11 protein-coding genes are annotated in these 13,202 nt (G+C 68.9%); 5 read left to right on the top strand and 6 right to left on the bottom strand.

Annotated features, from left to right (window positions below; all coding sequences use genetic code 11):
• Positions 1-179: 179 nt before the first annotated feature.
• A complete protein-coding gene (locus HHL28_RS09590; protein ID WP_075768644.1) occupies positions 180-935 on the top strand; it encodes a TlyA family RNA methyltransferase in 756 nt (251 codons plus the stop codon).
• A gap of 21 nt (positions 936-956) precedes the next feature.
• On the opposite strand, the gene sppA is transcribed toward HHL28_RS09590, so the two are convergent.
• Entirely contained in the window at positions 957-2,762 is a 1,806-nt protein-coding gene (gene sppA, locus HHL28_RS09585; protein ID WP_075768645.1) for a signal peptide peptidase SppA, read from the bottom strand.
• Between the two features lie 155 nt (positions 2,763-2,917).
• On the opposite strand from sppA, the gene pabB reads away from it, so the two are divergent.
• Together pabB and HHL28_RS09575 are read left to right on the top strand one after the other, a co-directional pair.
• Positions 2,918-4,384: an aminodeoxychorismate synthase component I gene (pabB, locus tag HHL28_RS09580; RefSeq protein WP_075768646.1), complete on the top strand. Its 1,467-nt coding sequence runs from the start codon at positions 2,918-2,920 to the stop codon at positions 4,382-4,384.
• Entirely contained in the window at positions 4,381-5,139 is a 759-nt protein-coding gene (locus HHL28_RS09575; protein WP_075768647.1) for an aminotransferase class IV, read from the top strand. The genes pabB and HHL28_RS09575 overlap by 4 nt, the downstream gene beginning before the upstream one ends.
• A gap of 63 nt (positions 5,140-5,202) precedes the next feature.
• Here HHL28_RS09575 and HHL28_RS09570 read toward each other — a convergent pair whose 3' ends face one another.
• From HHL28_RS09570 to HHL28_RS09550, 5 genes are all read right to left on the bottom strand, one after another.
• Positions 5,203-5,982, bottom strand: a complete 780-nt coding sequence (locus tag HHL28_RS09570) for a DUF2927 domain-containing protein (RefSeq protein WP_075768648.1) — start codon at positions 5,980-5,982, stop codon at positions 5,203-5,205.
• Positions 5,983-6,096: 114 nt separating this feature from the next.
• The gene (locus HHL28_RS09565) at positions 6,097-6,738 is read right to left on the bottom strand and encodes a hypothetical protein (protein ID WP_169655060.1); all 642 of its coding nucleotides are present in this window, start codon (positions 6,736-6,738) and stop codon (positions 6,097-6,099) included.
• A 250-nt stretch (positions 6,739-6,988) separates the two neighbouring features.
• Positions 6,989-7,996 carry an FAD:protein FMN transferase gene (locus HHL28_RS09560; protein WP_075768650.1) on the bottom strand — a complete coding sequence of 336 codons (1,008 nt, stop codon included), beginning with the start codon at positions 7,994-7,996 and terminating at the stop codon, positions 6,989-6,991.
• A 97-nt stretch (positions 7,997-8,093) separates the two neighbouring features.
• Entirely contained in the window at positions 8,094-10,193 is a 2,100-nt protein-coding gene (locus HHL28_RS09555) for a 4Fe-4S binding protein (RefSeq protein ID WP_169655058.1), read from the bottom strand.
• 250 nt (positions 10,194-10,443) lie between these two features.
• The gene (locus HHL28_RS09550) at positions 10,444-10,896 is read right to left on the bottom strand and encodes a pseudoazurin (RefSeq protein ID WP_075768652.1); all 453 of its coding nucleotides are present in this window, start codon (positions 10,894-10,896) and stop codon (positions 10,444-10,446) included.
• Positions 10,897-11,132: 236 nt separating this feature from the next.
• Here HHL28_RS09550 and adh point away from each other — a divergent pair, with 236 nt between their 5' ends.
• A complete protein-coding gene (adh, locus tag HHL28_RS09545) occupies positions 11,133-12,653 on the top strand; it encodes an aldehyde dehydrogenase (RefSeq protein ID WP_075768653.1) in 1,521 nt (506 codons plus the stop codon).
• Between the two features lie 125 nt (positions 12,654-12,778).
• Positions 12,779-13,165 carry a DUF779 domain-containing protein gene (locus HHL28_RS09540; RefSeq protein ID WP_075768654.1) on the top strand — a complete coding sequence of 129 codons (387 nt, stop codon included), beginning with the start codon at positions 12,779-12,781 and terminating at the stop codon, positions 13,163-13,165.
• Positions 13,166-13,202 lie beyond the last annotated feature (37 nt).

The raw sequence follows: 13,202 nt of genomic DNA, 5'->3' as shown, positions 1-13,202 counted from the left end.
GGAAGCCGGGCGCAAGGGCATGGTTACAACTACCGTCCTATCCATCTATGCCGATCGGAAAGCAAGAATAGGCCTTTCGGTTAGAATGAAATGTTCTTCCGCACCGATTTTCAACAGCGGACCCTTGGCAAGTCAGGTTCATCAGGATAGGTGCAGACCAAAGTCTGGGGCGGGGAGCCATGGTTGCAGAAAAGTCGGGCAAGGTCCGGGCGGACCAGGCCCTGGTGGAACGGGGCTTGGCGGAGAGCCGCGCCAAGGCGCAGGCGCTGATCTTGGCCGGTCTGGTCTATTCGGACACCAAACGGATCGCCAAGGCGGGCGACTCCATCGCCGCGGACCAGCCCCTGTCGGTGAAGGGGCAGGACCACCCTTGGGTCAGCCGCGGCGGGCTGAAGCTGGTGAAGGGGTTGGACCATTTCGGCATCGACCCCAGCGGGCTGGTCGCCCTGGACGTGGGTGCCTCTACCGGCGGCTTCACCGACGTGCTGCTCAGCCGGGGGGCGGCCAAGGTCTATGCCGTGGATGTGGGCCACGGCCAACTGGCCTGGAAACTGCGGGAGGACCCGCGGGTGGTGGTGATGGAGAAAACCAACGCCCGCAGCCTGGGCGGCGCGCAGATCCCTGAGCCGGTGGACCTGGTTGTGTGCGACGCCAGCTTCATCGGGTTGGAGGTGGTGCTGCCGGCACCCCTGGCCCTGACCCGGCCCGGTGCGCGGCTGGTGGCCCTGGTGAAGCCCCAGTTCGAGGTGGGCAAGGGCCGGGTGGGGAAGGGTGGCGTGGTGCGGGAGCCGGAACTGCACCAGGAGGTCTGCGACCGGATCAGCGCCTGGCTGGGCGCCCTGCCGGGCTGGCGGGTGCTGGGGCTGACCGAAAGCCCCATCACCGGGCCGGAAGGCAACAAGGAATTCCTGATCGGCGGGGTGAGGGAGGGCTGAACCTCCCCCACCCCGTCAACCTCACTCCACCAGCAGCGGCGGCATCAGCAGCACCGTCTCATCCATGCTCCGGGCCCGGATATAGGGAGCCAGGGGGGCGATGACGGGGCGGATTTCCGCCAGCAGGTCCGCGGCGACCAGGGCACTGACCGCACGGCCTGCCTCGGCCCGGGTGTCGCCGGACATCAGGTCCATCAGGTTCTCGATCGGGCCCTTGGGCTGCGGGAAGGGGACCAGGTTCACCTTGGCGTCGGCGGCGACGCCGATCAGCTCCCGCACCTGGGCCAGCGCCGTCTGGTAGCCGCCCAGCGCGTCCACCAACCCGATCTCCTTCGCCTGCCGGCCGGTATAGACGCGGCCCTTGGCGATCTCCCGCACCTTCTCCACCGGCAGCTTGCGCCCATCGGCCACGCCGCGGGTGAAGGCGTCGTAGGTGGAGTCCATGAAGGCGTTCAACCGTTCAGTCTGGCTGGGGCTGAAGCCGTTGTTGGACGACCACATGCCGGCGTTCTTGCCGCGCTCGATGGCGACGAAGTTCAGCCCGGCCCAATCGGTCAGGCCCTTGGTCACCATCTTGCCGCCGACCACGCCGATGGATCCGGTGATGGTGCCCGGCTGGGCGACGATGCGGTCGGCCTTCATGGATACCCAATAGCCGCCGCTGGCCGCCACGGGACCCATGGAGATGACCACCGGCTTGCCCGCGGCCCGGGCCCGGTCCACCATCCGGCCCACCACGGCCGACGCGACGGCGGAGCCGCCGGGGCTGTCCACCCGGAACAGGATGGCGCGCACGTCCTTGTCATCGATGGCGGCCTGGAAATGCTCGGCCACCGTCTCCGCGCCGAAGGTGCTCTCCCCGGACAGGGGGTCCACCTCCCCCTCACCGCGCATGATGGGGCCGCTGCCCACGATCAGGGCAACCTTGGGCGCGTCGGCCGGCGGGGCGGAGGTCGGCTCGGCCCTCGCGGCGCTGCCATATTCCAGCAGGTCCAGCACCGGCGTGTCGTTGCCCTTGGCGCCTTTGGCCTTGGCGGCGTCCAGCGCCTCGTCGGCATAGGCCAGCTTGTCCACCAGCTTGGCCTCTACCGCCTCATCGTCCAGCAGGGGCGCCCTGTCCACGGCGGCGCGAACCGCCTCCACCGGCAGGTTGCGGGCAGCGGCCACGCCTGCCACCCACTGCTCGAACAGGTCGCCGATCAGGCTTTCGGTCGCTTCCTTGTTGGCGGGGGAGGGTTCGCTGTTCGTGTACTGCTCGGCGAAGGTCTTGTACTCGTACCGCTTCTCGAACTGCGGGACGACGTTCAGCTTGTCCAGGGTGCCGCGCAGGAAGGGAAGCTCCGCCCGCAGGCCGGTGGTGGAGACGTCGCCCATGGGCTGCATCCATACCTGCTCGAAGGCGGTGGCCAGGTAATAGCCCTGCATGCCGCTGCCCAGTTCCCCGAACGTCTCCGCATGGGCGATGGTGAACTTGCCGGCGGCGCGGAAGCGCTGGATGGCGTCCCGCAGCTCCTGCGTCATGGCGAAACCCTTGCCGCCGGAGTCGCCCACCGTGCCCACCAGCCCCACGACCCGCGGGTCGGCGGCAGCGCGGTCGATGGCCGTGACCACCTCCACCAGGGTGGGCTGCTTGCCGGAGAGGAGGCCGGCGATGGGATCATCCGGGGCCGCCTCGGCCAGGGACTTCTGGAAGTCGAAGGACAGCACCAGGCCGTCCGGCAGGGGCTTGGCATCGGGGCGGAGCATCAGCCAGAGGCCGACCAGGCCCCCGACCAACAGCACGGCCAGAAGACCGATCACGGCGAACAGGCGAACCAGGAAGCGCATGGAAAGACCATCCACGAAATCGCGATTGCGGCCACTTGACCACAGCCGGCGCGGGCGCGCCAGGGCCGTTGCGGGCAGCGCACCAAGGGGCCGGTCCAAGCCCCCACCGGTCCTGTGGTTGTGGGCCGGGCGGCGGGGCGATATGGTCCCGGGCCATGGCCAACCTGCCCGTCCGCCTCGACCTGCCCTGGACCGACCCCGCCGACGCCTTCGCCGCCCTGGCGGGGCAGGACGGGGCCATTTTGCTCGATTCGGGTGCCGCGGACCCGGCCCGGGCCCGCTGGAGCTTCATCGCCGCCGACCCTTTTGCTTGGGTGGAAGCCTCGGGCACCCGCGTCACCGTCGACGGCCGCCCGGTGGACGGCGATCCGTTCGCCGTGCTGGGGCGACTGCTGGCACCCTTCCGCCGGGACCCCGACCCGGACCTGCCGCCCTTCCGCGGTGGGGTTGTGGGCATGCTGGGTTACGAGCTGGGCGGCTGGCTGGAGCGGCTCCCCATGCCGCGGGACCGGGGCATCGCCCTGCCTGACCTGGCCGTGGGCCTGTATGACACCGTCGCCGCCTTCGACCACCACAGCGGCCGGGCGTGGGTGCTGTCCGGCGGGGAGCGGGAGCCGGACCCGGCCCGCCGGCCCACGGCGGCCCGGGCCTTGGCCGAGGGCCTGCGGGGGCGGTTGCTGTCCGTGCGGCCCGCGGGGGAGGCACCCCGGCGACTGCTGTCCGGCCCCGGCTGGCGGGCGGAGCTTCCACCTGCTTCGTACCAGGCCGCGGTGGCGCGGGTGCTGGAGTACATCCGGGCCGGCGACATCTACCAGGCCAACATGACCCAGCGGTTCCTGGGGACCTTGGCACCCGGCGCCACGGCTTGGGATGCCTACCGCGCGTTGCGGCCGCGGACGGCGGCGCCGTTCAGCGCCTTCCTGAACCTGGGTGCCGGGCGGGCGGTGGCGTCGGGCTCACCGGAGCGGTTCCTGAAGCTTTCCGCCGACGGGCGGGTGCAGACCCGACCCATCAAGGGGACGCGGCCCCGCGGCGGCACCCCGGCCGACGACGACGCCCTGGCGGCGGAGCTGCTGGCCAGCGAGAAGGACCGGGCAGAGAACCTGATGATCGTGGATTTGCTGCGCAACGACCTCAGCCGCGTGGCGCAGGTCGGGAGCGTGAAGGTGCCGACCTTGTGCGGGTTGGAGAGTTACCGCACCGTCCACCACCTTGTCAGCGTGGTGGAGGCGCGGCTCAAGGATGGGCTGGGGCCGGTGGACCTGCTGCGCGCGGCTTTCCCCGGCGGCTCCATCACCGGGGCGCCGAAGATCCGGGCCATGGAGATCATCCATGAACTGGAGCCGGCGCGGCGCGGGCCCTATTGCGGCTCCGTCGCCTGGATCGGCTGGGACGGGGCCATGGACAGCTCCATCGTCATCCGCACCCTTTGCCTCGCCCCGGACGGGCAGGGCGGCACGTGCGTGCAGGCCCAGGCCGGGGGCGGCATCGTCGCCGACAGCGACCCGGCGGCGGAGTACCAGGAAAGCCTGACCAAGGCCAAGGCCATGCTGACCGCCCTGGACCCCGACATGGCCTGGCCGCCCCTGGCGGTTGCGCCCTTGGGGCTGGCCGCGGAATGAGCGGCCCCGTCCTGTGGCTGGACGGGGCCCTGGTCCCGGCGGCGGAGGCCCGCATCGACCCCGCCGACCGCGGTTTGACCCTGGGCGACGGGCTGTTTGAGACGATCCGGGTGGAAGGTGGGCAGGGGATGCGCCTGGACGCCCACTTCGCCCGGCTGGGGCAAGGGGCCGATCTGCTGGGCCTGCCGGTGCCGCCGGGCGACGACAGGTTGGCCGATGCCGTGGCCGCCGTGGCGGGGGCGAACGGGCTGGCCGACGCGGCGGTGCGCCTGACCCTCACCGCCGGCCCGGGGCCGCGGGGCTTGCCGAGGCCGACGGTGCCGCGGCCCACCCTCATGCTCACCGCCGCTTCCTTGCCACCGCCACAGGGACCGGCGCGGCTGGTGGTGGCGACGGTGACTTGCCGGAATGAGCGCAGCCCGCTGTCACGGGTGAAGAGCCTGAACTACCTGGACAGCATCTTGGCGAGGAACGAGGCCACGGCCCGCGGGGCCGACGATGCCGTGCTGCTGAACACCCGGGGACGCGTGGCGGAGGCGAGTGCCGCCAACTTGTTCGCCCTGCTGGACGGGGTCTGGGTGACGCCGCCGGTGGGGGAGGGCGCCTTGCCCGGGGTGATGCGGGCAGCGATGATCCGGGAATGGGCGGCGGTGGAGCGGGCGCTTACCGTTGACGAGCTGGGCCGGGCGGAGGCCATCCGGCTGACCACGGCGCTGGGGGTGAGGGAAGCCAGGGTAAGTCGGTGCCGAGCGTAGCGAGGCCCGACAATGAAAGATGAAGAGTCTTGCTGTCGGGTTTCCGCTTCGCTGCAACCCGACCTACGGCGGGTCGCGCCGCGCCGCCACCTGCGGCTTGCGGACCAGCTCTGTGATGATGCGCCGGGCCTGGTGCAGGGCAACCAGCCCCTGGGAACCGGGGACGAGGCGGGGATCGTAGAGCGTCTTCAGAAGGATGGTGTCCACCTCCCCCAGCCGTTGGTAGCCCACATTGTCGTTCAGCAGGGTGGAGGGGTCCTCCACCTCCCCGAACAGGCCCAGGCTCTGGGCGATCTCTTCCAGCAGGCAGGCCTTGGCCGTCTCCGTGCCCACATTGCCGGCGTTGATGTGCACCTCCGCCCGCAGCATGATCCCGTTCTCGGCGGAGCTGGGGATGGCCATGCAGGTGAACTGGGTGTCCTTGGGGTCCACCGGGGCGGCGAAGAAGGGCCAGTAGCGCTTGCGCCAGGTCAGGATCACGTCGATGTCGCCCCGCTGCAGGGGCCGGTCCAGCACCTCGATCTCCAGCCCCGTGGCGGCGGACAGCTCATCCGCCAGCTCATAGACGGGGGTCAGGAAGTCCCTGGTCGCGTCGCCGCGCAGGGCGATCACCAGGGGGCCCTTCCATTTGGTGACCGGCCGCTCGCGCTTGTTCTCATCCTTCAGCACGCCCTCGGCGAAAAGGCCGGTGATGCGGTCGATCCATTCGTCCGTGGGCTGCACCCGCTCCGCCGGGCGGACGTGGACGTCCATCAGGTCCATGTCCGTGTCCGCGGGCGCGGCCAGGGTCGGCGTGGCGAGAAGGGAAAGGGTGAGCAAGGCGGCGCCGATCCGGTGTGTCATGCAAGCTCCTCCAACCCTGTGCCAAACAGGGAAGTGGGCTTGTCGGCATGGCCGGACAGGGAAGCCCGGCAAATTTCCGGAATCCGCCACCGTGGCGGCGCACAGGGTTGCCGTCTAGGACCCCATCGTTGCTGCTTGGGCGCGGGCAAGCAGGGCATCACGACGTATCAGGAAGATGACCGCGACCACAGGAACGGAGACCTGGACGACCCAAGGCGCATAGATCGGCACTTTGCTGGCCCCAACACCGAAAGCCTGGAGCGCCAGCAACGAAAACGATGCTTCGCCGGATGTCCAGTTCAGGGAAAGCTGTCCGAAGCCGACAATGATCCCCAAACCCCAGAGCCACCGGCGCGGTAGTCCCCTTGACCGTACCAGCAACGCAAGGGCGGACAAGGTGGTTGCCAGCGATGCGGCGCCCAACATGAGCATCAGCCAATGCCGCCAGCTCTTGTCTGCCAGACTGAAGGGGTTCAACGAGGCAGCTGGCCCTGGGGTCGGCGTGACATGGAAACCGTTGATGAACTCACCATTGGGGGTTGATTGCACCTGGACCTGAGACAGCACCCATCGGTCCCGGAACCTTACGTCGAACACCAGGACAGTGATGGTTTTTCCACTCTCCTCCAAAATCTGGATGTTCACGAGGTCCATACTGATTGGCACCTGTCCGCCTATGATGCCGCCGATTTGAGGCACCACCGCCGGGATTTTCGATTTCAACTCCGGCGCGGTAAGGGGGGCCAAAGCTTCCATCTCCCCCTTAAAGAGCCCGTCCAGGTAGGTTCTCGCTAAGGTTACCCGCTCTGGCGTCGTGAAAGACTCGACCACTTTGCTAAAACGGCTTTGGTCACAGCCTGCAAGGAGAATGACCATCAAAACAGCGACAGCCCACCGGGGCATTCTTGCCTCAAGCCAAGAATTCAAAGGTCGACAAGGATATATGCAATTTAAACTCCCTGCAACTCGGGCGCCGAATTATCTCGGCAACACGGGTCCCTGCCCATCAGGCGGGATCGTTGCCCAGGGACCGTCGCGTCACCTTCCTGTCCCATCCCAGCAGCCAAGCCTCCAACCCGCCGCCCGCCCGCAGGATGCCCGCGGCCCGGTCCGGCGGGGCGGCGGCGATGGCGGTGGAGAGGGCGTCGGCAAGGGTGGCGGTGGGGGCAACCACGGTGACGCTGGCCCAGGCGCTGGCCGGGCGGCCGCTGCTCGGTTCGAACAAATGGTGGAAGCGGCCTTGCGCGTCAAAGGCGGTGCCCAGGCCGGCGCTGGTGCTGGCGGCGCGCCCCCTAAGGTCCAGGCTGGCCAGCAGGCGGGCGGGGTCGGCGGGGTGGGGGATGCCCAGGTGCCAGGGGCGGCCGTCCGGGTGGCTGCCCAGCGCCCGGTACTCCCCCATGTTCACCAGGGTGGCGGTGATGCCGCGGGCGGCGAGGTAGTCGGTGACCGCGTCGGTGATGAAGCCCTGGGCGATGCCGTTCAGGGTGACGGCCATCCCGTCCCGCAAGGCGACGCGCCGGGGGGAAAGGTCGATGCCCTGCCAGCCGACGCGGGCCCGGGCCCCGCTCACCAAAGCGGGGGAGGGGCCGGCGGGATCGGCGCCCGGCTTGGCAAAATGGCTGGCATAGAGTGACCAGAGCGGCTGGACGGTGACGTCGAAGGCTCCGCCGGACAGGGCGGAGATCGCTTGCGCCTGCCGAAGCAGATCCAGGAACTCCCGCGGCGGGTCGGTCAGGCTGCCGTCCCGGTTCAGGGCGGACAGGGCGCTGTCCGACCGGTACAGGCTGAACAGCCGCTCCAGCCGCGCCACCTCTCCCAACGCCCCCTCGATGATCGCGGCGGCCTCATCCGGGTCGGGGTGGTAAAGGGTCAGGTCGGCCTCCGCGCCCAGCGCCTGACCCCGCCAGGTGACGGGGACCGGGGGCTTGGCCGTGGCCCAGCCGGACGTGCCAACGCAGGCGGCGGCGACGCCGGCCAGGGACAGGAATCGGCGGCGGGTGAGCCCAGCGGCCATCACCGATGGGCGCTGGAGGCCGGCGACTGCCGGCCCGCGGCCACGTGGCCGCGTAAGCCAAGCCGCCGGATGGCGGCGTCCGGCGTCTGAGGGCGAATTAGGCTCCATGTGCAGCCCTCCGCGGCTGGGGGACGTAGCCGGCGCCCCGTTTGGCGGCGAGGACCTTGGGCACGCAGCGCTTGGCGTCGGCATAGATGCCCACGCAGTCCAGGCACTGGAAGCATTCGTCATAGCGGATGCTGCCGTCCCGGCGGATCGCCTTGTATTTGCAGCGGGCGGTGCAGAGCTGACAGGGGCTGCCGCAGGCCTTCTGCCGCGGGATCCAATCCCACAGCCGCAGCCGCCCCACCACGGCCAGGAAGGCGCCGAGCGGGCACATATAGCGGCAGAAGGGCTTGAACAGGAAGGCGCCCAACACGACCAGCCCGACGGCGTACACGACAAACGGCAGGTCGCGGACGAACCCAAGCGTGATGGCGGTCTTGAAGGGCTCCAACTCTGCCGCCTTCTCGGCCTGGGCCGGGGCGATGACGGCAACCGCCAGCAGCGCCGCCAGCGCGCCGTACTTCACCAGCACCAGCCGCCCGTCTAGCCAAGCCGGAACCTTGACCTGCGGGAAGCGCAGCAGCTTGCCCAGCCAGTGGCTGAACTCCTGCAAGGCACCAAAGGGGCAGAGCCAGCCGCAGAAGGTGCCCCGGCCCCAGACGATGGCCGCCACGGCCACATAGGCCCAGAGCAGCAGGCTGATGGGGTCGTACAGCAAGAAGCCGAAGTCGAAGCCCTGGCGGAACCCCTTCATCACCCCCTGCACGGTGACGATGGAGAGCTGCCCCTGGGCATACCAGCCGATGAAGACCAGGGTGGCCGCCAGGTAGGACAGGCGGATGGCGTAGAACAGCCGCTCATTCCGGGACAGGCGCTGCTGCATCACCAGGGCCCCGGTCAGCGCCAGCAGCATCAGGCCCAGGATCGAAAGCTCCGGCAGCCGGTCGGTCCAGGCGCTGAGCCATTCCGGCGCATTGTCCACCACGGGCGCGATGAACAAGGTGGCGGGCAGGGCGTAGTCCGCCTTGAAGTCCCGCGCCTCCGTCTCCGGCATGAACATGCCCTTTTCCCGCACCACCCGCAGGGACAGGGTCCAGGGGCTGGCGGGGTCGAACGGGGCGCTGCCGTCGATGCGGAAGATGCGCAGTTCCTCCCCCTCCGGCAGGCCGGGGGGCAGGGAATAGTCGTGGACCATGTCCCGGATGTTCACGGGGAACCCGCCCTGGTCCAGGGCCAGCAGGTCCGGCACGGTGGCGGGGACGAAATCATCGGGGATGTAGCGGTAACGGCCCGACGACCAGACCAGCAGGGCCTGTTCCCCCTCCTGCAAGCGCCCGCGCAAGTGCTGGTACTGCCGTTCCCCCAGCACCGTCGGGCCGATGGCGGGGCTGTTCAGGTAGGCGAACCACAGGTCGGTGAACAGCCCGTCCGGGTCGGACAGGGCCTCCGGGTCGCGGCCGGCGAAGCTGGTCCCGGCAAAGGCTTTCTCCACGTCGGCGTTGCTCAGCCGCAGGTGCCCCACATGGCCCTTGGCCACCAGCTCGTCCCAGGGCAGGGCGGGGCCCACATCCTCCTTGGGCGTGGATTTGGGCCGGGGCGCGACGCCGGCCATCTTGGCCTGGGCCACCTTGGTGCTGGCGGCCAGGATGGTCAGGTTGGCGATGCGCACGCTGGCCGTGGCCTTCAGCACCCCGTCCAGGGTGACGCTGGTGCTGTTGCCCTTGTCGGAGCCGCCATAGGCGCTGCCGATCTTGATGTTCTGGCGGATGGACTTCCCACGGTACTGGTTCAGGAACTCCACTAAGGGCTGCGGCCCCAGCCCCTCCACGAACACCGGCTCCGCCTGGTGCAGGATCTGCACGTCCAGGAACTGGCCCTGGGTGTCCATGGCCACCAGCAGGTTGATTGGCGTGCCGCTGAAGCCGGGGATGGAAGCCAGCTTCCCCGTCTCATAGACGTACCCCGCCACCATGCCCGCCTTGATCAGCGGCCAGGCGGGCACGTCTTTCTCCTTGGGGCCGAGGTCGTAGCCGGGGGGCGCCAGCTTCGCCGCCGTCTCATCATCCAGCACCACCCCTTGCGCCCGGGCGGCGAGGGGAAGGGTGACCACCAGCAGCAGTGTCAGAAACAGGCGGAAAAGCTGCTGGCGCATGGGATTCCTGGCGTGGCGGGACGCCGGGAGCGTGGCAGGCCAGCGCGCGGGCGGGAATTGTACTTTGGGCTGCGTTGGGGCCGTCGGGGCAGCAGACACGGACGACACGGACAAGCCACGGACGACACGGGCGAGTGAAAAATTGCCTCCGGCGGGTAACTGCCACGCGGCGCAGCCATCAACCCTGTCCGTGTCCGTCCGTGGAAAGTCCGTGCCGTCCGTGCAAAAAGGCACCGACGGACCATCACCCTCAGTTCGACGCCGTCTGCGTCTTGCCCGCTTCCTCCAGCAGGGCGCCGAACACCTGCTTGGCCTTGCCGGGGTGGCCCACGGCTTTGGCGGTGTCCAGGTTGGCGGCGTCGCCCACCTGGACCAGGGCGACCATGCCCATGGCGTAATGGGGCTTGCACTTGATGCCGTACAGGCCGGGCTTGTCGAAGGTGACCACCACCTCCTCATTCATCTTGCCGACGAAGATCTCCGCCCCGTCGGGCACCATGCCCTTGATGGCCTCGGCATTGTGGCTCTTGTCCGTGGGCAGGAAGCGCACCGTGTCGCCGGGGGCCACCTTCAGGTAGGCCGGTTCGAACACCATGGCCCCGGCGGTGCCCTGGTTCAGCATCTTCACCTGGTGCTCGGCGGCTTGGCCCGCGGCGGGCAGGGCGAGGGCGGCAAGGATGGCGGCGGCCAGGGCGTGGCGCATGGGTTCTCTCCCGTATCGTTTGGGGGGTGAAGCGATGGCGGGGGCAGGTTTCGCGGACACACGCCCAGATGGCAATTGCACCTTGGTGCCGCCCAGGAACCCCTGGGCAAGGGGTCTTCGCCCAAGGTCTAATTTACCGGCGGCAGCCCCGGGGCGCAGGGTGTGCGGCATGGCAGGGGCCGCCGCCCAAAGAACGCGCCGACGCGGCCCGCCAAACCGACCAGGGAGAACGCGCCGTGTTGCACCAAGCCCTCGAGAAGCTGAAGTCGAGCATCGCCCTCCGCTCGACCTATGACAATTTCATCGGTGGGGAGTGGGTGGCACCCGTGCGGGGCCAGTACTTCGACAACATCTCCCCCGTCACCGGCAAGCCGATCTGCAAGGTTGCCCGTTCCACCGCCGAGGACATCGAGCTGGCGCTGGATGCCGCCCACAAGGCGAAGGACAAGTGGGGCCGTACCTCCCCCGCCGAGCGCGCCTTAATCCTGAACCGGATCGCCGACCGGATGGAAGAGAAGCTGGACCTGCTGGCCCTGGCGGAGACCATCGACAACGGCAAGCCGATCCGCGAGACCACCGCCGCCGACCTGCCGCTGGGCGTGGACCATTTCCGCTACTTCGCCGGCTGCGTCCGGGCCCAGGAAGGCAGCCTGGCCGAGATCGACCACGACACCGTGGCCTACCATTTCCATGAGCCGCTGGGCGTCGTGGGCCAGATCATCCCCTGGAACTTCCCGCTGCTGATGGCGGTGTGGAAGCTGGCCCCCGCCCTGGCCGCCGGCAACTGCGTCGTCCTGAAGCCGGCCGAGCAGACCCCCATGGCCATCATGGTCCTGGCGGAGATCATCGCCGACCTGCTGCCGCCCGGCGTGCTGAACATCGTCAACGGCTTCGGCGTCGAGGCCGGCAAGCCGCTGGCCCAGAACAAGCGCATCGCCAAGATCGCCTTCACCGGTGAGACCACCACCGGCCGGCTGATCATGCAGTACGCTTCCGAGAACCTGATCCCCGTCACGCTGGAGCTGGGCGGCAAGTCGCCGAACATCTTCTTCGCCGACGTGGCGTCGGAGGATGACGACTTCTTCGACAAGGCCCTGGAGGGCTTTGCGATGTTCGCCCTGAACCAGGGCGAGGTCTGCACCTGCCCGTCCCGCGCCCTGGTGCATGAGAGCATCTATGACCGCTTCATGGAGCGGGCGATCAAGCGGGTGCAGTCGGTGAAGCAGGGCAGCCCGCTGGACCCCAGCACCATGATCGGCGCCCAGGCCAGCAACGACCAGCTGGAGAAGATCCTCAGCTACATCGACATCGGCCGGAACGAGGGCGCCAACGTCCTGACCGGCGGCGCCCGCGCCCAGCTGGGTGGCGAGCTGGAGGGCGGCTTCTACGTGCAGCCGACCATCCTGGAAGGCCACAACAAGATGCGGGTGTTCCAGGAAGAGATCTTCGGGCCGGTCGTCGCCGTCACCAAGTTCCGGACGGACGAGGAAGCGCTGGAGATCGCCAACGACACCCTGTACGGCCTGGGCGCCGGCGTGTGGAGCCGCAACGGCAACCGCGCCTACCGCTTCGGCCGCGCCATCCAGGCCGGTCGCGTCTGGACCAACTGCTACCACCTGTACCCCGCCCATGCGGCGTTCGGTGGCTACAAGCAGTCGGGCATCGGGCGTGAGAACCACAAGATGATGCTCGACCATTACCAGCAGACCAAGAACCTCCTGGTTAGCTACAGCCCGAAGGCGTTGGGCTTCTTCTGAGCCTGGGGTGTTAATGTCGGGCCTCGCTTCGCTCGGCACCGACCTACGGGAATGGTACCGTAGGTCGGCTTGAGCCCCGGCGCGAAGCCCGACACCCCCTTGCACGACACCTGAGGGATGGCACCATGGTGGATCGCGTCCTTGCCACGCCGGCGGCAGAAGCCCTGATCGGGAAGCTGCGTGCCGTGCATGGCGACCTGATGTTCCACCAGTCCGGCGGGTGCTGCGACGGGTCGGCACCCATGTGCTATCCGTTGGGTGAGTTCAAGGTGGGGCAGCAGGACGTGTTCCTGGGTCGGATCGCCGGCTGTCCCGTCTTCATCGGGGCGGCCCAGTTCGAGTACTGGAGCCATACCCAACTGATCATCGACGCCGTGCCTGGGCGCGGCGCGGGCTTCTCGTTGGAGGCGCCGGAGGGCATGCGGTTCCTGACCCGCTCCCGCGTCTTCACCGACGATGAGGCCGAAGAGCTGTCCGCTGCGGGCCCTCCCCCGCGCGGCGACGCCGTCTAGCATACCCTCCCTGGTGGCGACGGCGAAACTGTGGGCG

This window comes from Aerophototrophica crusticola (assembly GCF_012913305.1).
In the GTDB taxonomy this organism is placed as follows: Bacteria; Pseudomonadota; Alphaproteobacteria; order Azospirillales; family Azospirillaceae; genus Niveispirillum; species Niveispirillum crusticola.
The sequence above is the reverse complement of the archived record's forward strand: the minus strand, read 5'-3'. Positions and strand labels throughout refer to the sequence as shown.